Source organism: Kocuria sp. U4B, assembly GCF_054875615.1.
The window spans coordinates 908,300-928,344 of sequence record NZ_CM142180.1 but is presented as its reverse complement, the minus strand read 5'-3'; the positions used below and the strand labels follow the sequence as shown (position 1 = coordinate 928,344).

Sequence of the window (20,045 nt, the reverse complement as noted above, 5' to 3'; positions counted from 1 at the left end):
CTTCTCTCCTCTGGTTGCCCCCGGGAGGTCCCCCGGGGGAGGTGGGTCGGATGGGGTCGTGGGCGCCGGGAGCAGCTCCGGCCCGGGCTCAGAAGTTGCCGCCGATGCCGCCGTCGAAGCCTCCGCCGTCGAAGCCGCCCCCGCCGCCGCCACCGAAGCCTCCGCCGAAGCTGCCGCCGAAGCCGCCGCCGCCGTTGAGGATCGACCCGAGCAGGATCCCGCCCAGCACCGCCCCGCCGAGCCCGTTGCTGGAGCGGCCCCGGTGGCCGTAGCCGCCCATGGGCGCGCCCATGCCCCCGAAGCCGCCGGGGCCGCCGTAGCCGCCGTGACCGAAGCTCTCGACGTCGTGCTGGGCGATGTACTGGGCCTCCCCGGCCATCCGGATCGCCTCGTTGGCGTGCGCGAGGGCCTCGGAGGGGTTGGCCTGGCGCAGCTGCTGCGCGGCGTCGAGGTTGCGCTCGGCCTCGGCCAGGCGGGTGCGGGCCTCGGGGCCGATGCCGCCGCGGCGGGCCCAGATGTACTCGCTCGCGGAGCTGACCTGCGCCTGGGCGGACACGAGGGTGTGGGCGAGGGTCTCCCGCGCGGAGCGGTCGCGGTCGTTCTGGGAGCGCACCGAGGCGAGGCCCTTGTCGAGCCCGTCCTTGGCCACGGCGAGCCGGCGGCTCAGCCCCAGGGGGTCGACCCGGCCGCCGGAGAGCTGCTCCTCGACGAGGCGCAGCACCTCGTTCACCCCGGCGGCGGCGCCGGCGAGCTCGGGGTTGGACCCGCGGCGGACGAGGGCGTCCGCCTCCGCGACGTCGCGGCGGGCGATCGTCACGGCGTCCTGGAGCGACTCCTCGGCCTGGGCGAGCTCCCGGGCGGCGTGGTCCACGGCGTCGAGCAGCCCGCCGGCCTGGCCGACGGCCTCCTCGGCGGCGCGGATGTCGACCACGGCGTCGCTGGTGCGCCCCGCCGCGAGGTCGCCGCGGGCCTCGGCCGCGGCGGTGTCCACGAAGGCGAGGCGGTCCCGGGCCTGCTCCACGTTGTCCCGCACGGGCGTGAGCGCGGTCTCGCTGTACCGGCGGGCGAGCTCCCGCAGGCGGGCCTCGGCGGTGGCCAGGCGCGGCTGGACCCCCTGGGCGGCGCGCTGGACGTCCTCGAGCGCCTGCGGGGCCCGGGACTCCAGCCGGCGCAGCGCGCTGAACGCCTGCTCCTGCTCCTTGAGGGGGCGCTGGGCGTCCTGGGAGCGGCCGATGATCTCGGCCAGCCAGGCCCGCTGCTGCTCCTCGGTGTCGGGGATGTGGTCCTCGAGCTGCTGCTGGAGGGCGAACGAGGCGTGCATGTGCTTCTTGGCGTCCTCGATGGCCCGGCGGAACGGGCGCACCTGCTGCTCGCCGTACTGCATCTCGGCGAACACGAGCTCCTGCTCGGAGTGCTGGATGGCGTTGTCGGTGGCCACCAGCAGCTCCCCGGCGCGCCTGCGCAGCTCCGGGACCGGGACGTCGGGGTAGGGGACGGGCGGGCCCTGCGGGGCGCCCGCGGGCACCGGCCGGGGCTGCTGCCCACGCCGCTTCTTGTTGCGGGAGGCCAGCCCGTAGACGGCGAGCCCGCCCAGGCCGAGCGCGCCGAGGCCCAGGACGCCCAGCCCGGCGCCGCCGCCGGAGCCGTCCGCGGGGGCGGCGGCCGCGCCGTCCCCGCCCGCGAGCTCCGTCTCGATGCCGTCGACGGCGCCCTGCACGGCGCCGTCCCAGTCGCCGCCGGCGAGGGCCGGGCGGATGTCCTGGAAGACGTTCTGGAGCTGCTCGTCGCTGAGGGGGCCGTTGTCGGCGCCGTCGATCCTCACCTGCCGGGCCTGCGTGGCGACGGCGAGCACGACGTCGTTGCTCCCGAAGCCGTTGAGCTCGGCGAACTCCCGGACCCACTGGTCGGGGTCGGCGGGGCTCGTGAACTCGTCCACGGTCACCGCGTAGAGGGTGACGTTCCCCTGGGCCGCCAGGTCCTCGATCTCGGCCTCCAGCGCCGCCGGGTCCTCCAGGACGCCGGCCGGGTCGACGACGCGCTCGCCCGGGGGGACGTCGACGGGCGGCTGGGCCACGGCCGCTCCCACCGGCACGAGCAGGACGAGGGTCAGGCCGCCGGCGGCAGCGGTCCGGCGGGAAATGGGGCGCCAGTGCATGATCTCCCTCACGTGGTCGGTGCTCCCGATTCTAGGGCGGGTCCGCCGCGGCGGGACAACGGCCGCGCCGGGCCTACGCGCAGGGCGAAACCACAAGGGGGCTGACGAACGGTGCCCGCAGCAGTGCGGGGCCTCCCCGTTCCCGTCCAGCGGACACCCCTCGGACGGCCAGGACTCTCAGCGTCGTTTCAGTGCCGCGGGGGATACTTGGGGCAGATCCGGCGCCCGGCCGGCCCGACCGCCCGCTGCGGCGGGGGCCCGGGCTCCGCCCGCGTCCCAGCAGGAGGAAACAGCATGTCCGACCCCCGCGACCCCCGGTCCGGCTCCGACCCCCAGCCGACCCAGCCGATCCCCCAGCCGACCCAGCCGATCCCCCCGGTGACCGACCGGCCGACGGACGGGCCCTGGTCGCCCGGCGGTGACGGCTGGACGCGGCCGGTGTACGGCTCCGGCCAGGGCGCGCAGCCCGCCGGCGGCAGCGCGCCCCACCCGGCGTGGGGGAGCGGCCCGGAGGAGCCGGCCGGCGCCCGCCCGGCGGGGCGCCGGAGGTTCTCGGGGGCGTCGCTGGTGACCGGCATGGCGCTGGCGGCGCTCATCGGGGCGGGCGCCGCCGTCGGGACCGACGCCCTCCTGGACGGCGGGCAGCTCGCCACGACCGCGGGGGCGACGTCCAGCTCGATCATCGTCAACGACCAGGACGAGGTGAACGCCGTGACCGCGGCCGCCCAGAAGGCCTCGCCCTCGGTCGTGACGATCTCCGCGTCGAACGGCGGCCAGGCCGGCTCCGGCTCCGGGGTCATCCTCGACGACCAGGGCCACATCCTCACCAACACGCACGTGGTGACCCTCGACGGCACCGCGAGCGACCCGACCATCGAGGTCCAGCTCGACGACGGGAGCGTGCACGAGGCCTCCGTGGTGGGCACCGACCCGCTCTCCGACCTCGCCGTGATCAAGATCGAGGCGCAGGGCCTGACGCCGGCGACCCTCGGCTCCCTCGACGACGTCAACGTGGGCGACACCGCGATCGCCATCGGCGCGCCGCTGGGCCTCGCCGGGACGGTCACGGACGGCATCGTCTCCACCCTGGACCGCACGATCTCCGTCACCTCCTCGGCGGCGCCGGACACCCCGTCGGAGGGGGACAACGGCCAGGACGACGGCAACGACTTCTTCTTCGACTTCCCGGACGACGGCGGCCAGGGCGGCAGCTCCTCCGGGAGCGCGACGGAGAGCGTGTTCCTCAACGTCGTCCAGACCGACGCCGCCATCAACCCCGGCAACTCCGGCGGGCCGCTGATCGACACCGACGGCGAGGTCATCGGCATCAACGTGGCCATCGCCTCGGCCGGGTCCACCGCCGAGGCCGGCAACATCGGGGTGGGCTTCTCCATCCCGATCGACCACGCGCAGCGGGTCGCGCAGGAGATCATCGACCACGGCAGCGCCAGCCACGGCTACCTGGGCACGAGCGTCACGGCGGCGGCCGCCGCGGACGGGCAGAGCCGGGCGTTCTCCGACGGCGCCGTGGTCCGCGAGGTGGTCCCCGGCTCCCCGGCGGACGAGGCCGGCCTGGAGGAGGGCGACGTGATCACGGAGTTCAACGGCCACCGCGTCGAGGACGCCAGCTCCCTCACGGCGGCCGTGCGGGAGCTGCCCGCCGGGGGCACGGGCACCGTGACCTACGAGCGCGACGGCGAGCAGCGCACCGCCGAGGTGACGGTCACCGACGTCAACGACCAGGAGTGACGACCAGCAGCAACGACCAGCAGCAGCGACCGGGGGCGAGGACCGGGCGGAGCGGGCCGGGCCCGCTCCGCCCGGTCCCCGGGAGCCGCTAGCGCTGCGCCCCCGGGAAGCCCAGCTGGCGCCACGCCTCGTACACGGCGATGGACGCCGAGTTCGCGAGGTTCAGCGAGCGGCGGGCCGGGAGCATGGGGATGCGGACCCGCGCGGTGACGTGCGGGTCCGCCTTCACCTCGGGGGGCAGGCCGACGGACTCGCGGCCGAACATCAGCACGTCGCCGGGCCGGTAGGCGAGGTCCGTGTGGGACGTCTCGCCGTCGGTAGTGAACGCGAACACCCGCGCGGGGGTCAGCGCCTCCCACGCGCTGTCGAGGTCGGGGTGGACCGTGAGCACGGCGAGGTCGTGGTAGTCGAGGCCGGCCCGGCGCAGGTGCGCGGAGTCGAAGTCGAAGCCCAGCGGCTCCACGAGGTGCAGCTCGGCCCCGGTGACGGCGGCGAGGCGGATGGCGTTGCCGGTGTTGCCGGGGATCTCGGGGGTGTGGAAGAGGATGCGGAGCATTCCGCCAGTCTACGGAGCGCTGCGCGGCCGTCCCGGCGGGCGCCCAGCCCCGCGGCCTACACTGGCGCCGTGCCGCGCAATCCCGTCCGCCCCGCTCCCGTCTACCTCGACCACGCCGCCACCGCCCCCCTCCGCCCGTCCGCGCTCGCGGCCGTCACGGAGCAGCTGGCGCGCGGCGGCAACCCGTCCTCGCTGCACCGGCCCGGCCGGGCGGCGCGCACCGTCGTCGAGCAGGCCCGGGACGAGGTCGCCGCCGCCCTCGGGGCGGACCCCGTCGAGGTGGTCTTCACCTCCGGGGGCACCGAGGCGGACAACCTGGCCGTCCAGGGGCTGTACCGGCACCGCCGCGCCGCCGACCCGCGCCGCCGGCGGATCCTCGTCTCCTCGGTGGAGCACGCCGCGGTCGCCGAGACCGTCGAGTGGCTCGCCGCCCACGAGGGCGCCGAGGCCGTGTGGCTGCCCGTCGACGCCGACGGCCGCGTCGCCCCGGAGACCGTGCGCGCCGAGCTGGCCCGCGACCCGGGCGGCGTCGCCCTGCTCGCCGTCATGTGGGCGAACAACGAGGTCGGCGCCGTCCAGCCCGTGGCCGAGCTCGCCGCCCTCGCCGCGGAGTTCGGCGTCCCCCTCCACTGCGACGCCGTCCAGGCGTTCGGCTCCCTGCCCGTGGACGCCCACCTGCCCGGGCTCACGACCCTCGCGGTCTCCGCCCACAAGCTGGGCGGCCCCGTGGGGGCGGGGGCGCTCGTGGCCGGGCGCGGCGTGGGGCTCGCGCCCGTCCAGCACGGCGGCGGGCAGGAGCGGAAGGTGCGCTCGGGGACCCTCGACGCCGCGGCGCTCGCCGGCTTCGGGGTCGCCGCCCGCGAGGCCGTGGCCGAGCGGGAGGCCGAGGCCGTGCGCCTGGCCGCGCTGCGCGACCGGCTCGTCGAGGGCGTGCGCCGGGTCGTGCCCGGGGCCGTCCTGCGCGGGCCGGAGGATCGCGAGCACGCGGGGACCCGCCTGCCGGGCAACGCCCACTTCACCTTCCCGGGCTGCGAGGGGGACTCCCTGCTGTTCCTGCTCGACGGGGCCGGGATCGCGTCCTCGACCGGGTCCGCCTGCCACGCGGGGGTGCCCCGGCCGTCCTCCGTGCTCCTGGCCATGGGCCTCGACGAGACCACCGCCCGGGGGGCCCAGCGCTTCAGCCTGGGCCGCACGAGCACCGGTGCCGACGTCGACGCCCTGCTGGCCGCCCTGCCCGAGGTGCACGAGCGGGCGCTGCGGGCCGGGCTCTCCGGCGCCGCACCGCACTGACGGGGGCCGGCCCCGGGAATAGCGCCCCGGCCGGCCCCGTTGAGGACACGGGCGGCGCGCCCCGACCCACCTGCGACCCACCTGCGACCCCTGGAGACGATCTCACCGTGCGAGTACTGGCAGCCATGAGCGGCGGCGTCGACTCGGCCGTGGCGGCGGCCCGCGCCGTCGACGCCGGCCACGACGTCACCGGTGTCCACCTCGCCCTGTCCCGCACGCCCGGCACCCTGCGCACCGGCTCCCGGGGCTGCTGCACGATCGAGGACTCCCGGGACGCCTGGCGGGCCGCCGACGTGCTGGGCATCCCCTACTACGTGTGGGACTTCTCCGAGCGCTTCCAGGCCGACGTCGTGGACGACTTCGTCGCCGAGTACGCCGCCGGGCGCACCCCCAACCCGTGCCTGCGCTGCAACGAGAAGATCAAGTTCGCCGCCCTGCTCGAGAAGGCGCTGGCGCTCGGCTTCGACGCCGTGTGCACCGGCCACTACGCCAAGGTGGTCGAGGACGCGGCGGGCACCCGCGAGCTGCACCGGGCGGCCGACTGGGCGAAGGACCAGTCCTACGTGCTGGGCGTGCTCACCGCCGAGCAGCTCGAGCACGTGCTGTTCCCCCTCGCCGACACCCCCTCCAAGGCCGAGGTGCGCGCGGAGGCCGCCCGGCGCGGGCTGTCCGTGGCGCAGAAGCCCGACTCCCACGACATCTGCTTCATCCCCGACGGCGACACCCGCGGCTGGCTGGCCGAGCGCATCGAGCTGGCGGAGGGCGAGATCAAGGACGTCGAGGGCACCGTGCTGGGCACCCACCGCGGCGCCCAGGCCTTCACCGTGGGCCAGCGCAAGGGGCTGCGGATCGGCACCCCCGCCCCCGACGGGAAGCCCCGGTTCGTCCTGGAGATCCGGCCCAAGACCAACGAGGTCGTGGTGGGCCCCCAGGAGCTGCTCGCCGTGGACGAGCTGCGCGGCATCCGCCCCACGTGGGCCGGGGCGCCCGCGCCCGAGGCCGCCGAGCTGCTGCGGGACCGGCCCGCCGCGGGGGAGGCGTCGTCGTCGTTCCCCGTCCTCGCGCAGGTGCGCGCCCACGGGGAGCCCGTCCCCGCCCGGGCCCGGCTCGAGCTCGTGCCGGGCCCCGACGGCGCCCCGGTGCCCGAGCTCGTGGTGCTGCTGGACGCCCCGCTGCGCGGGGTCGCGCCCGGGCAGTCCCTCGTGCTGTACCAGGGCACCCGCGTGCTCGGCCAGGCCACGATCGACCGGGCCCACTCCCTGGCCCGCCCGGACGTCGCCCGCCGCGGCCCCGGCCGGGAGGCCTGAGCCCGTCCCGATAGACTGGCGCGCATGAGCGCACTGCACGAGAACGCCCCCGCCGACGTCCGGGCCCACCACGACTTCGACCCCGCGGCGTCCTCGCTGCACGGCGAGGCCGACCCCCGGGTGCTGGCCGAGCTGCAGTCGATCCGCGGCACCATCGACAACATCGACGCCGCCCTGGTGCACCTGCTCGCCGAGCGGTTCAAGGCCACCCAGCGCGTCGGGGTCCTCAAGGCCGCCCACGGCCTGCCCGCCGGCGACCCGGACCGGGAGACCGCCCAGATCACCCGCCTGCGCGCGCTCGCCGCGACCGCCCAGCTCGACCCCGAGTTCGCGGAGAAGTTCCTGAACTTCATCATCAGCGAGGTCATCCGCCACCACGTGGCCATCTCCGAGGGCCACCGGCGCCGGGACGACGACGCGTCGTGACGCGCGGTGACTCCCCGGACCCCCGGCGCGCCGACCCCGACGTCCCCCACGTCACCGGCACCGCCCTCGGGTCGATGCCCGGCACGGACGTCGTCGAGTCCGTCACGCTGCTGCGCGGCGAGCTGGGCGCGCCGCACCTGTCCTTCCTCCCGGTGCTCCCGGCCCGCGGGCCGGCCGCCGAGCCCGTGGCCCGCACCGCCGCGGTGCTGGAGGAGCTGCACGCCGACCGCCAGCCCCACGGGCTGCGCGTGTCCGGGGTCCCGGGCAAGGACTCCCGGGCGGCGCGGGCCCTGCTGGCCAGCGACGTCAACGTGCTCGCCGACGTGATCGGGGCGGAGTCCGGCACCGACGCCGCTCCCGTGAAGACCCAGCTGCTCGGCCCGCTGAGCCTCACCGCGCAGCTGTACCTGCACGCGGGGGAGCGGGCCCTGAAGGACCACGGCGCCCGGCGCGACATCTCGGCGTCCCTGGCCGCCGGCGTCGGCGAGCACGTGCGCGCCGTGCGCGCCGCGGCACCTGGGCGGGACGTCGTCGTCCAGCTCGACGAGACCCTGCTCGACCGGGTGCTCGCGGGCTCCCTGCCCACCATGAGCGGCTACCGCACGCTGCGGGCCGTCCCGCCGGCCGAGGCCCGGTCCTCGCTGCGCGCCGTCGTGGAGGCGTGCCGCGCGGCCGGTGCCCGGCACGTGGCGCTGCGCCTGGCGCCGGGCGTCGACCCCCGGCTCGCCGCCGAGGCGGGCGCGGACGCGGTCCAGCTCGAGGCCCCGGCCGGCTCCGCCCACGACTGGGAGCCCCTGGCCGCGCTCGTGGAGGAGGGGCTCCAGCTGTGGCTCGGCGTTGTCCCCGTGTCCCCGGGCCCGGTCCGCGCCCGGGTGCTCGCGCAGGACGTCTGGGCCGTCTGGCGCGACCTCGGCCTGCCTGCGGACGCCCTCGACCTCGTGCGGATCACCCCGCGCGGCGAGCTCGACGAGCTGGGCCCCGCGCCGCTGCGCGCGGTGCTCGCCCGCGTGACGGAGACCGCCGAGCTCCTGGCCAGGACCGCGGCCGAGGACTGAGCCGCCGCTGCGCCGGGACCGACACACTGCGCGCCGATGTGCGCGGCCCGGCCGTCATCGGCGACAATGCTGGTGGACCCCCCGGTCCACCACGGTGCCCCGGACCTCCCGGGGCCGCGGCGGCGGCCCCGCCCCACACCACGGGCGGCCCCGCCCCACACCAGCGGAGAGGCGATGAACGCGCGAATACTGGTCGTCGACGACGACGCGGCCCTGTCGGAGATGATCGGCATCGTCCTGACCGCCGAGGGCTTCGAGCCCGTGTTCTGCTACGACGGTGCCACCGCCGTGGACACCTTCCGCGCGGTGCGCCCCGACCTGCTGCTGCTCGACCTCATGCTCCCGGGCAAGGACGGCATCCAGGTGTGCCGCGAGATCCGCGCCGTCTCCGACGTGCCCGTGGTCATGCTCACGGCCAAGTCCGACACCGTGGACGTGGTCCGCGGCCTCGAGGCCGGCGCCGACGACTACGTCCCCAAGCCGTTCAAGCCCGCCGAGCTCGTGGCCCGGGTCAGGGCCCGGCTGCGGCCGGTGGAGCGGGCCAGCTCGGCCGAGCTGCGGATCGGCGACGTCACCATCGACGTCACCGGCCACAGCGTGCGCCGCGGCGACCAGGAGATCAACCTGACGCCCCTCGAGTTTGACCTGCTCACCGCCCTCGCCCGCGCCCCGCACCAGGTGTTCTCCCGCGAGATGCTGCTGCGCGACGTCTGGGGCTACCAGCACGCCGCGGACACCCGCCTCGTCAACGTGCACGTGCAGCGGCTGCGCTCCAAGGTCGAGCGGGACCCGGAGAACCCGGAGATCGTCGTCACGGTGCGCGGGGTCGGCTACAAGGCGGGCTCGTCCGCCCGATGACCGCGCCGGACGCCGCCGCGGCCCGTCGTCACCGCGGTCCGGCCCGCCCTCTGACGCGGCGGTTCCGCCTGGGCCGGCTGCTGCTGGCGCGCCGCTGGCGGCAGTCCCTGCAGTTCCGCGCCATCGCCGTGTCCCTGTCGCTCACGGCGCTCGCGTTCTTCGTGACCGGCAGCTTCCTCTCGCACCAGATCGCCGACCGCCTCTTCACCGACCGGCTCGGCCAGGTGCTCGCCGGGGCGACCGCCGACTTCGAGGAGGTGCAGGCGAGCTTCGACGCCTCCGACGCCTCCGACCGCGACGAGCTCCAGGCGATGGTCGACTCGACCCTCGGCGCCCTGTCGACCGACGGGTCGGAGACGGAGCGGCGCTGGATCCTCGTGCCCCTGGACTACACCAGCGGGCAGACCCTCATCCCGGCACAGAGCCAGAGCCCGTGGATGACCTCGAGCACCGTGCCGCCCGAGCTGCAGGAGCGGCTCGCCGACCAGGACGGCGTGTACTGGCAGCCCGCGTCGGTGCGGATGGCCGAGAACGGCGACGAGGTCCCGGTCATCGTCGTCGGCACGGTCGTCGACCTCTACCAGAACTCCCCGTACGGGCTCTACCTCGTCTACGACTTCTCCGACCCGCAGCGCACCCTCGACGCCATGCACGCGGTGCTGCTGCTGTCGGTGATCGTCCTGCTCCTGCTCGTCGGGGCGATCGTCTGGTACGTGACCCGGGAGGTCGTGCGCCCGGTGTCGAGCACCGCTCGCGTGGCGGAGCAGCTGGCCGAGGGCGACCTCGGGGTGCGGATGCCGGTCAGCGGCTCCCACGAGGTGGCCCGGCTCGCCCGGTCCTTCAACCGGATGGCCGACAGCCTCCAGGAGCAGATCACCCAGCTCGAGCAGCTCTCCTCGATGCAGCAGACCTTCGTCTCCGACGTCTCGCACGAGCTGCGCACCCCGCTGACCACGGTGCGGATGGCCGCGGAGGTGCTGTTCAACGCCCGTGAGGACTTCGACCCCGTCAACCGGCGCTCCGCCGAGCTGCTCTACCACCAGGTGGACCGGTTCGACTCCCTGCTCGCGGACCTCCTCGAGATCTCCCGCTTCGACGCGGGGGCCGCGCGCCTCGAGGTCGCCAACGTGGAGCTGTTCTCGGTGGTCCAGGACGTCCTGGAGGCCGCCGCCCCCCTGATCGTCTCCTCGGGCTCGGTGGTGCAGGTGCGCTCGGAGCTCGGCCGGTGCACCGTGCAGGGCGATCAGCGCCGGATCGAGCGGATCCTGCGCAACCTCGTGGTCAACGCCCTCGAGCACGGGGAGGGCCGGCCCATCGAGATCGTCGTCGCGGAGTCGGAGACCGCCGTGGCCGTGGCCGTGCGCGACCACGGCATCGGGATGACCGAGGAGGAGGCCGCGAAGGTGTTCAACCGGTTCTGGCGCGCCGACCCCGCCCGCGCGCGCACGACCGGCGGGACCGGGCTCGGCCTGGCCATCGCCACCGAGGACACGCGCCTGCACGGCGGGCTCCTCGACGTGTGGGGCGCCCCCGGCGAGGGCGCGTGCTTCCGGCTGACCCTGCCCCGCACGCGCGGCCGGCGCCTGGACCCGGAGGACCCGAGCCCGCTCCCGCTGCCGCCCGACGCCCGCGCGCACCCGGAACGGGCGGAGGTCACCGCCACGGGGACGCTGCTCCTCACGCCCGCCCCGAACTCCGACGGCCCGGCCGGGCCGCACCCGGCCGGCGCCGAGGACCCGGCCGGCGCCGAGGACCCGGCCGGCGCCGAGGACACCGCCGGCACCGACGCGCCGGCCGACGCGCAGGAGGTGCAGCCGTGAGCCGGGGACCCCGGAGCGCCGCGGCGGCCACCGCCGTGCTGGCGCTCGCGCTGACCGCGGCCCTCGGCGGCTGCGGGGCCATCCCGCGCTCCGGTCCGGTGCACCGGCACGCGGAGCCCACGCCGGCCACGGCGCAGCCCACCTACGATGCCGACCCCGCGGGACCCGCGGAGGACGCCTCGCCCGAGCAGGTCGTGCAGGGCTTCCTCGCGGCCGGCACCGGGGTCGGCGACGACTACTCGGTGGCGCGGGAGTACCTCACCCCGGAGCTCGCCGGCACCTGGCACCCCGACGCGCGCACGATCGTGCTCCGCGGGGACCCCGCCCTCGTGCCCCGCCTCGAGGACCACGAGTACCGGCTCAACCTTGAGGTGGACAGCGTGGTGAACGGGACGGGCGTGATCGAGCGCAAGCCCGCCGGTGCCACCGAGGTCCTCGACTTCGGGCTCACCCAGGTCGACGGGCAGTGGCGGATCGCCGAGGCCCCCGACGCCACGGTGCTCACCCCGGCCGACTTCGAGGAGATCTTCGAGCCGCACGACCTCTACTTCACCGACCAGGACCTCTCCGACGAGGTGGTGGACCCCCGGTGGTTCCCGGAGCGGGTGCCCGTGTCCACCTCGATCGTGCGGGCCCTGCTCGACGGCCCGGCGCCCTATCTGCGCGGAGCCGTGACGACGTCGTTCCCCGTCGGGACCACCCTGGCCCGCTCGGCGGTGCCGGTGCAGGACGGGACGGCCACCGTGGAGCTGAGCGTGCCGGACTTCGACCCGGCGAACATCGAGATCAACCGCCGGATGCACGACCAGCTCGCACTGAGCCTCGGGAACCTGACCTCGGTGCAGGACGTGGAGCTGCGGGTCGACGGCGCGCCGGTGGAGCTGGGGGCCGGCTGGACCGACCCGGCACCCGAGCAGGAGATCGCGGTGCCCTCCCGGCAGATCGGGCTGCGCGAGGGGGAGCTCGTGTTCTACCAGGGCGGTCAGGCCGACCCCGTGGACGGGCTCCCGTCGCTGGACGGCTACCGTCCGGCCAGCCCGGCCATGGACACGGCCGCCGACGACTTCGCCTTCGTGGACACGGGCACCGGCGCCCTGGTCACCCTCGCCCGCGACGAGGACCTCGTGGTCCGCTACAGCGGGACGGGGCTGACCCGGCCCAGCTTCGACGAGCACGGCTGGGTGTGGACGGGCGACTCCGCCGGCACGGTCCGGGCCGTGCGGGCGCGCAGCCGCGGGGCCGACCCGGTGCGCGTCGAGGCGCCGTGGCTCGCCGCCCGGACGGTCACGTCCCTGCGGATCTCCCGCGGCGGTGCCCGCGCGCTCGTGGTCACCCAGCAGGACGGCGTCTCCCAGCTTTGGCTCGCGGGCATCGTCCGGGACGCCGACGGGACCCCGCTGCGGCTCAACGATCCCTACCGGGTGGCGGCGGACGTCGACGCGGACGCCGCCGTGTGGCTGAGCGACCAGGAGTTCGTGGCCGCTCCCCTGGACGAGCCCGGCTCCGTGCGCCCGCGGGTCTACGACGTCTCGGGCCAGTACCGGGAGCTGCCGGGGCTCGCGGGGATCACCGGGATCAGCGGCGGCAACGGCACGTCCGCGGTCTACGCCATGGCCGGGGGGACCCTGCACATGCTCACGGGCAACGCGTGGGCGCCCCAGGGCGCCGACGTGCGCGACACCGCCTTCGCGGGCTGACCGGGGCGGTCCTCCACAGCCGCCGCCGTGCGGATCCACCGGCCCGCGCACCGGGCCGCGGTGCCCCGGCGCACGATGGGACGGTGCCTGCCGTCCCGCCCCCCGCCCTCGACCGGGCGGCCGCCCGTGCCCTCGGCCGCCTCGGCGAGGCCCTCGAGGTCCTGCTGCCCGTGGAGTGCGCCGTGTGCCGGGCCCCCGGGACCTCCCTGTGCCGGCCGTGCCGGCTGCTGCTGCGCCGCTCCTGCGCCCGCCCCTTCGAGGCGTCCTCCGCGGCGCCCCTGCTGGACCCGCCGCTGCCGGTGACCGCCGCGGGCCGCTATGCGCACGAGCTCGCGGGCTGCCTGCTCGCCTTCAAGAACGGCGGCCGCACCGACCTGGCGCCCCTCCTGGGGGCCTGCCTGGCCACCGCCCTGCACCGTGCGGCGCCCACGTGGGCCCTCGACCCCGGCGCCCCCGGGCCCGTGCTGCTCGTGCCCGTGCCCAGCACGCCCGCCGCGCTGCGCCGCCGCTGGTTCGACCCGGTGCACGTGCTGCTCGACGACTGCGCGCGCCGCGGAGTCCTCCCCGTCGGCACCGCGCCCGCCCGCGCCCTGCGGCACCGCGGCGGGGAGCTCCGCCCGGCGGCGCAGAAACGGCTGGGGACGGCGGGGCGGCGCGCCCGCCCGGTGGGCTCGATGCGCGCCGCCGTCCGGCCCGGGCAGCGGTGCGTCGTCGTCGACGACGTGCTCACCACGGGCGCCACGCTGGCCGAGGCGTGCCGGGCCCTGCGGGCGGGCGGGGCCGTCGTCGCGGGGGCCGTGGTGCTCGCGGCCGTGCGTCCCCCGGCCGTTGCGCCCACCGCTGATTCGTCCCCCGACCTGTGGCGGCCCGGGTGAATATCCCCTGTGATTCAACTAACGTTGAGCCACGGGACGCAACACATCCTCCCGTGTGGGCGGCCCCGTCCGTCCACGTCACCCCCAAGAGCTGGAGGGCATCATGGAACTGAACGTCATGGGACGCAACGCCGCAGTACCCGAGCGGTTCAAGCAGTACGTCGCCGAGAAGGTCGTCAAGTTCGAGGAGCTGGGCGACAAGGTCCAGCGCATCGATGTCAAGGTCACCAAGGACTGCGGGATGCTCGGCCACCAGGGCCTGGGCGTCGAGATCACGGTCGTGGGCCGGGGACCGGTCCTGCGCGCGGAGTCCCGCAACGACGACAAGTTCGCGGCCTTCGACGAGGCGTACGGGAAGCTGCTCGAACGCCTGCGACGTGCCCGCGACAGGCGCAAGGTCCACCGCGGCGCCCACCGTCCCACGGCCGTTCACGAGGCCACCGGCGCCCTGCCCGTGGTGCCCAGTTCCGGACCCCTCTACTCCACCCCCGAGGAGCTCGCCACCGCGGAGGAGGAGGCCTTCGACCAGAGCGTCAGCCTCTCCGACTCCGTCACCCCCGTCGAGATCCGGCGCAAGCGCTTCCCCGCGGCCGAGCTGAGCGTCGACGAGGCCGTGGACCACATGGAGCTCGTCGGCCACGACTTCTACCTCTTCGTCGACAAGGAGACCGGCGAGCCGTCCGCCGTCTACCGGCGCAAGGGCTGGAGCTACGGGGTGATCAGCCTGAGCAGCGACGGCGAGGAGTCGGAGGAGAGCGCGCGGGCCTACCAGACCGAGCCCGCCGGCTGATCCGGCCCCGTTCCCCGCGCGGGGTCCTCCGGCTGGGTGCCGGCTGGGCTCCGCCCCGGAAGAGCCCGGTGGCTTCGGCCACCGGGCTCGTCTGCGCCCGAGTTCCGGCACCGGCTCCCGTAGACTGGCCACGGTGCCGGATCCCCCGATCGGTCCCAACCCGGCAGTCGAACACCGAGGAGCGTGTGCACGTGGCGTCATTCCTGGAGAAAGTCCTCAGGACCGGAGACAAGAAGGTCCTGACCAGGCTGCGGTCCTACACGACCGCCATCAACAGCCTCGAGGACAGCTTCCGGGACCTCAGCGACGCCGAGCTGCGCGCCGAGACCGACGCGTTCCGGGCCCGGGTCGCCGACGGGGAGTCCCTGGACCGGCTGCTGCCCGAGGCGTTCGCCGTCGTGCGCGAGGCCGCCTCCCGCACCCTGGGCCAGCGCCACTACGACGTCCAGCTCATGGGCGGGGCGGCGCTGCACCTGGGCAACATCGCGGAGATGAAGACCGGTGAGGGCAAGACGCTGGTGGCCACGGCCCCCGCCTACCTCAACGCGCTCTCGGGCAAGGGCGTCCACGTCGTCACCGTCAACGACTACCTGGCCGAGTACCAGGCCAACCTCATGGGCCGCGTCTACCGCTTCCTCGGCATGGAGACCGGCGTGGTCCTCGCCAACCAGGACCCCGCGACCCGCCGGAAGCAGTACGCCGCGGACATCACCTACGGCACGAACAACGAGTTCGGCTTCGACTACCTGCGCGACAACATGGCCTGGAGCCCGGAGGAGCTCGTCCAGCGCGGGCACAACTTCGCGGTCGTCGACGAGGTCGACTCCATCCTCATCGACGAGGCCCGGACGCCGCTCATCATCTCCGGCCCGGCCTCGGGCGAGGCCAACCGCTGGTACACCGAGTTCTCCCGCCTCGTGCAGCGGCTCGCCCCGGGCACCGACTACGAGGTCGACGAGAAGAAGCGCACCGTGGGGGTGCTCGAGTCCGGGATCGAGAAGGTCGAGGATTGGCTGGGGATCGAGAACCTCTACGAGTCCCAGAACACCCCCCTCATCGGCTTCCTCAACAACGCGATCAAGGCCAAGGAGCTCTTCCGCGCCAACAAGGACTACGTCGTCCTCAAGGGCGAGGTGATGATCGTCGACGAGCACACCGGGCGCATCCTCTCCGGCCGCCGCTACAACGAGGGCATGCACCAGGCCATCGAGGCCAAGGAGGGCGTGGAGATCAAGGCGGAGAACCAGACCCTCGCCACGGTCACGCTGCAGAACTACTTCCGTCTCTACGAGAAGCTCTCGGGCATGACCGGCACCGCCGAGACCGAGGCCGCGGAGTTCATGAACACCTACGGGCTGGGGGTCGTGTCGATCGAGACCCACCGCCCGCTGGCCCGCGTCGACCGCCCCGACCTGGTCTACAAGAACGAGGTCGCGAAGTTCGCGGCGGTCGTCAAGGACATCGAGGACCGCCACGCCAAGGGCCAGCCCGTGCTCGTCGGCACCGTCTCGGTCGAGAAGAGCGAGTACCTCTCCAAGCTCCTCGCCCAGCGCGGCGTGCGCCACGAGGTGCTCAACGCCAAGAACCACGCCCGGGAGGCGGCCATCGTCGCCCAGGCCGGCCGCCGGGGGGCCGTCACGGTCGCCACCAACATGGCCGGGCGCGGCACCGACATCATGCTCGGCGGCAACGCCGAGTTCATCGCCGTGGAGCGGATGCGCGAGCGGGGCCTGCACCCGCAGCGGGACGCGGAGGAGTACGAGCGGGTCTGGCCCGAGGTGCTCGCCGCGTGCGAGGCGGAGACGAAGGCCGAGCACGAGGAGGTCGTCGCGCTCGGCGGGCTCTACGTGCTGGGCACCGAGCGCCACGAGTCCCGCCGCATCGACAACCAGCTGCGCGGGCGCTCCGGCCGCCAGGGGGACCCCGGTGAGTCCCGGTTCTACCTGTCCCTCGCGGACGACCTGATGCGCCTGTTCAACGCCGGGGCCGCGCAGCGGCTCATGGCGGGCGCGCCGGACGACACGGCCCTCGAGCACAAGATCGTCTCGCGGGCCATCGCCTCGGCGCAGAGCCAGGTGGAGGGACGCAACGCGGAGCAGCGCAAGAACGTCCTGAAGTACGACGACGTCCTCAACCGCCAGCGCGAGGCCGTCTACCGGGACCGCCGCCGCGTCCTGGAGGGCGACGACCTCCGGGAGCAGATCGCCCAGTTCGTCGACGAGGTCGTCACCTCGACGGTGCAGGACCGCACCGCGGTCGGCCACCCCGAGGACTGGGACCTCGAGGGCCTCTGGGAGTCCCTGCGCACGGTCTACCCCATCACCCTCACCGTGGACGAGGTCGTCGAGGAGGCCGGCGGCCGCACCCGGCTGACGGCCGAGTTCCTGCGCGAGCAGGTCCTCTCGGACGCCCGGGTGGTCTACTCCCAGCGGGAGGAGGAGGTCGGGGCCGAGGCCATGCGCAACCTCGAGCGCCGGGTGCTGCTGTCCGTGATCGGGCGCCGCTGGCCCGAGCACCTCTACGAGATGGACTACCTCAAGGAGGGAATCGGCCTGCGCGCCATGGCCCAGCGCGACCCGCTCGTGGAGTACCAGCGCGAGGGCTACGCGATGTTCCAGGCGATGATGGAGGCCATCCGCGAGGAGACGGTCACCACCCTGTTCCGGATGGAAATCCGCCGCCAGCGGGTCGGTGCGGACGGCGGGCCCGTCGACCTGCAGATCCCGCGCCAGCCGAGCTTCCTGCAGTACACGGCGCCGGGCGAGACCGGCGAGACGCAGACCCGGGTGGAACCGGTGCGGACCGGTGCGGACCGGGCCGAGCCGGACACCGCGGACGCCGTCCCCAACCGCGCCGGGCGGCGTGCCGGCGCCCGGGCCGGCAGGGAGGGCTGAGCCCGGCGGGTCCGGCTCAGCCGACCTCGAGCTCGGTCACGGACCAGCCGCGGCCCAGGCGCTCGACGCGCAGGGCCACGGCCCGGCTGCGCCACGGCTCGACGAGGACCAGGGCGACCTCGTAGACGCCCTGCTGCACGCGGCACACCCGGCACCGCCGGACGTGCGGGTTCCGGTGCAGCTCCTGCAGCTGCGCCTTGCCCTCGAACTGCTCCTGGAGCAGGCGCAGCATGTCGGCGCGCTGCTGGAAGCGCTGCACGATCTCCGGGGTGGTCCACCGGGCCAGCTGCGCCGCCGGCCGGCTGCCGCCCAGCACCTCCACGGCGGCCTGCCCGATCGAGCGGGCCAAGGCCGTGACCCGGGCGAGCTCGTCCTCGGTGTCGTGGCCGACCACGCGCGTGGCTCCCCAGGTGTAGCCCCCGGGAGCCGTGGGCGGTGCGGGGATCGCCGGTCGGGCGGGCCTGCCACGGACCACCGTGCGGGCGGCCGGCCGGGCTGCGGGATCTGAACCGGTGGGAGCGTTCATGGCGGTCTCCTGTGGTCGGGAAGCGTCGGGTCGGGAAGGTCAGGCACGGTCAGGGCCGCTCGGATGCGGGCACGAGGAGACGCTGGCCGGGCAGCAGCCGGTCGGGTCCGTCCCGCAGGACGTCCCGGTTGAGCTCGAACCAGGCGGGCCACGCCCGGGCGATCTGCGCAGCGGTGGCGTCCGGGCCCAGGTGCGCCGCCGCCAGGGACCACAGGGTGTCCCCGCGCACGACGGTCACGGCCCCGTCGACGGTGCGCTGCGACGGGGGCACGGGCCGTCCGCCGCCGGCCGGCGCGGGGCCGTCCGAAGGGAGGTCCCCGGGTGCGGGCGTGCCCGGTAGGGCGGGGTGCGCGGAAGGCTCCTGAGCCGTGGGGGCCTCGGGTCCTCGGGAGCCCGCGGGTGCCGCGGAGCCGGCGACGGCGTCGCCGCCGGTCCCGCCCCAGAACGGGGACGGCGCCGAGTCGGCTGCGGCCGCGGGGGCCGTGAGCAGCTGGACGCCGAGGACGGCGGCCGCCGCGCGCCGCAGCAGCGCGGGCGAGAGACGCCGGCACAGGCGGCCGAGCCGCTCCCAGCGGTGGCGGTGGGCGAGCACGGCGAGCACCGCGAGCAGCGCCGCCACGGCCCAGGCCAGCACCAGGAGGCAGCCGGCGGCCGCGGCGCCCAGGCCCAGCGCCGTCCCGGCGTCGTGCGCGAGGCCCGGCCCGGCGCCCCGGGAGAGCAGGACGGCACCGCACGCCGCCAGGCCCAGCCCGAGCAGCGGCACGGCCAGCACGCTCCACGGCGGTGCCGTTCCACGGTGTGCGCCACCCGGGCTGCCGGTCATCTCATCCCCCGAACGAGCTGTCATCAGACGTCGATCTACTTGAGCATTGTTTGATGTCGTTTGATGTCATTTGGCTTCGTTAGAGATTGGTAGCACCGGAAGCCGCGTCCTGTAAAGGGCTGTGCGCGCAGCGGTGTACTCGGAACCGCTTGACGGCCGTGGAGGTGCGGCCTAGCGTGAGGCCCTCCGCGGCCGGTGGCCGGGGCGTCGTGAAGGGGGACCGCCGTGCGCTGGGACGACCTGTTCGCCGACATGGAGGCGCAGCTCGCCGCGGCAGGCCAGCAGGCCCTGGAGTCGGAGGCCGCCGAGCAGGCCCGGGCCGAGTACTCCCGGGTGGGCGTGGCCGACCGGCTGCGGGCGGCGCACGGCGCGCCGGTGCGGGCGCTCCTGGCGGGCGGCGGGCACGTCGAGGGCCGGGTGCGGGCGCTGGGCTCGGACTGGGTCGCCCTCGAGGAGCGGGGGACGGAGCACCTCGTGCCGCTGGACCCCGTCGTGTGGTGGGAGCTGCCCGGGCGCGGCTGGGCGCCCGGCGGCGGCGCGGTGGCCCTGCGGCTCGGCCTCGGTCACGCCCTGCGGACGCTGGCCCGCGCCCGGGCCGGCGTGCGGGTCCGTCTCGCCGGGGGTGGCCCGGCGGGTGTGCTGGAGGGCACGATCGACGGGGTGGGTGAGGACTTCTTCGACCTGGCGCTGCACCCCGGTGACGACTTCCGCCGGCGGGGGAGCGTGCGCGCCGTGCGCGCGGTGCCCTTCCGGCCGGTCGTCTGCGTGTCGTCCCTCGCCGGGGGCTGACGGGTCCCGCGGACCGTGCCCCGGCCGGTCAGTCGACCGAGCCGGAGCGCACGGCCTCGGCCGTGCGCTCGTAGCCGCGGGCGATGTACTCCTCCAGCTTCACCGTCTCGACGCGCCACTGCCCGCGCCCGCCCACCTGGATGGCGGGCAGTTCCCCGCTGCGCACGAGGGCCCGCGCCTGCGTGGCCGAGATGTTGAGGATCTCGGCCACGTCCGCCAAGGTCAGGAAGCGCTGCTGCGACATCCTCCGCCTCCTCGCTCGTGGTTGCTCTCCGGGTCCAGTCTGCCACCGAACCGCGGGGAGGACCCGCCCGTCCACACGGGCGGACGGGCCGCGCCACCGCCCCGCGAGGCGGCCGGGGACGGGGGCACGGCGCTGTCCCCAGTTGTGCACCGGCCCGTTCCCTCGGCCCCGGCCCGCGGGCAGAATTGGGC

General features: G+C 75.3%; 17 protein-coding genes. 12 read left to right on the top strand and 5 right to left on the bottom strand.

Going from position 1 to position 20,045, the window contains the following annotated elements:
• Positions 1–88 precede the first annotated feature (88 nt).
• Positions 89–2,155 (bottom strand): TPM domain-containing protein, encoded by a 2,067-nt coding sequence (locus ACYSMR_RS04345; RefSeq protein WP_461747478.1) that lies wholly within the window; start codon positions 2,153–2,155, stop codon positions 89–91.
• Positions 2,156–2,449: 294 nt separating this feature from the next.
• On the opposite strand from ACYSMR_RS04345, the gene ACYSMR_RS04340 reads away from it, so the two are divergent.
• Positions 2,450–3,904, top strand: a complete 1,455-nt coding sequence (locus tag ACYSMR_RS04340; protein ID WP_461747477.1) for a S1C family serine protease — start codon at positions 2,450–2,452, stop codon at positions 3,902–3,904.
• 88 nt (positions 3,905–3,992) lie between these two features.
• On the opposite strand, the gene ACYSMR_RS04335 is transcribed toward ACYSMR_RS04340, so the two are convergent.
• Positions 3,993–4,460 carry a tRNA (cytidine(34)-2'-O)-methyltransferase gene (locus tag ACYSMR_RS04335; protein ID WP_251332056.1) on the bottom strand — a complete coding sequence of 156 codons (468 nt, stop codon included), beginning with the start codon at positions 4,458–4,460 and terminating at the stop codon, positions 3,993–3,995.
• 69 nt (positions 4,461–4,529) lie between these two features.
• On the opposite strand from ACYSMR_RS04335, the gene ACYSMR_RS04330 reads away from it, so the two are divergent.
• The 10 genes from ACYSMR_RS04330 (at position 4,530) to secA (ending at position 17,472) form a co-directional block, all read left to right on the top strand.
• Positions 4,530–5,750: a cysteine desulfurase family protein gene (locus ACYSMR_RS04330; protein ID WP_309125526.1), complete on the top strand. Its 1,221-nt coding sequence runs from the start codon at positions 4,530–4,532 to the stop codon at positions 5,748–5,750.
• A 107-nt stretch (positions 5,751–5,857) separates the two neighbouring features.
• Positions 5,858–7,057: a tRNA 2-thiouridine(34) synthase MnmA gene (gene mnmA / locus ACYSMR_RS04325; RefSeq protein WP_461747476.1), complete on the top strand. Its 1,200-nt coding sequence runs from the start codon at positions 5,858–5,860 to the stop codon at positions 7,055–7,057.
• Between the two features lie 24 nt (positions 7,058–7,081).
• Positions 7,082–7,483 carry a chorismate mutase gene (locus tag ACYSMR_RS04320; RefSeq protein WP_251332053.1) on the top strand — a complete coding sequence of 134 codons (402 nt, stop codon included), beginning with the start codon at positions 7,082–7,084 and terminating at the stop codon, positions 7,481–7,483.
• Positions 7,480–8,538, top strand: coding sequence for a uroporphyrinogen decarboxylase/cobalamine-independent methonine synthase family protein (locus ACYSMR_RS04315; protein ID WP_461747475.1), 1,059 nt, complete (start codon positions 7,480–7,482; stop codon positions 8,536–8,538). The genes ACYSMR_RS04320 and ACYSMR_RS04315 overlap by 4 nt, the downstream gene beginning before the upstream one ends.
• 174 nt (positions 8,539–8,712) lie before the next feature.
• Positions 8,713–9,396 (top strand): MtrAB system response regulator MtrA, encoded by a 684-nt coding sequence (gene mtrA / locus ACYSMR_RS04310; protein WP_251332051.1) that lies wholly within the window; start codon positions 8,713–8,715, stop codon positions 9,394–9,396.
• Positions 9,393–11,216: an MtrAB system histidine kinase MtrB gene (mtrB, locus tag ACYSMR_RS04305; RefSeq protein ID WP_461747474.1), complete on the top strand. Its 1,824-nt coding sequence runs from the start codon at positions 9,393–9,395 to the stop codon at positions 11,214–11,216. The genes mtrA and mtrB overlap by 4 nt, the downstream gene beginning before the upstream one ends.
• Positions 11,213–12,913 carry an LpqB family beta-propeller domain-containing protein gene (locus ACYSMR_RS04300; RefSeq protein WP_461747473.1) on the top strand — a complete coding sequence of 567 codons (1,701 nt, stop codon included), beginning with the start codon at positions 11,213–11,215 and terminating at the stop codon, positions 12,911–12,913. The genes mtrB and ACYSMR_RS04300 overlap by 4 nt, the downstream gene beginning before the upstream one ends.
• Before the next feature lie 83 nt (positions 12,914–12,996).
• Entirely contained in the window at positions 12,997–13,788 is a 792-nt protein-coding gene (locus tag ACYSMR_RS04295; RefSeq protein WP_461747472.1) for a ComF family protein, read from the top strand.
• Positions 13,789–13,891: 103 nt separating this feature from the next.
• Complete coding sequence (gene hpf / locus ACYSMR_RS04290; RefSeq protein ID WP_251332047.1) at positions 13,892–14,578, top strand: ribosome hibernation-promoting factor, HPF/YfiA family; 687 nt, start codon at positions 13,892–13,894, stop codon at positions 14,576–14,578.
• A 191-nt stretch (positions 14,579–14,769) separates the two neighbouring features.
• Entirely contained in the window at positions 14,770–17,472 is a 2,703-nt protein-coding gene (secA, locus tag ACYSMR_RS04285) for a preprotein translocase subunit SecA (RefSeq protein WP_461747471.1), read from the top strand.
• Positions 17,473–17,488: 16 nt separating this feature from the next.
• Here the strand turns inward: secA and ACYSMR_RS04280 are convergent, their stop codons facing one another.
• Both ACYSMR_RS04280 and ACYSMR_RS04275 read right to left on the bottom strand, forming a co-directional pair.
• Positions 17,489–17,998 carry an Rv3235 family protein gene (locus tag ACYSMR_RS04280; RefSeq protein WP_461747470.1) on the bottom strand — a complete coding sequence of 170 codons (510 nt, stop codon included), beginning with the start codon at positions 17,996–17,998 and terminating at the stop codon, positions 17,489–17,491.
• Between the two features lie 49 nt (positions 17,999–18,047).
• Positions 18,048–18,770: a LysM peptidoglycan-binding domain-containing protein gene (locus tag ACYSMR_RS04275; protein WP_461747469.1), complete on the bottom strand. Its 723-nt coding sequence runs from the start codon at positions 18,768–18,770 to the stop codon at positions 18,048–18,050.
• 276 nt (positions 18,771–19,046) lie between these two features.
• Here ACYSMR_RS04275 and ACYSMR_RS04270 point away from each other — a divergent pair, with 276 nt between their 5' ends.
• Entirely contained in the window at positions 19,047–19,610 is a 564-nt protein-coding gene (locus ACYSMR_RS04270; RefSeq protein ID WP_461747468.1) for a hypothetical protein, read from the top strand.
• A gap of 28 nt (positions 19,611–19,638) precedes the next feature.
• Here the strand turns inward: ACYSMR_RS04270 and ACYSMR_RS04265 are convergent, their stop codons facing one another.
• A complete protein-coding gene (locus ACYSMR_RS04265) occupies positions 19,639–19,854 on the bottom strand; it encodes a helix-turn-helix domain-containing protein (protein ID WP_251332043.1) in 216 nt (71 codons plus the stop codon).
• Positions 19,855–20,045: the final 191 nt, after the last annotated feature.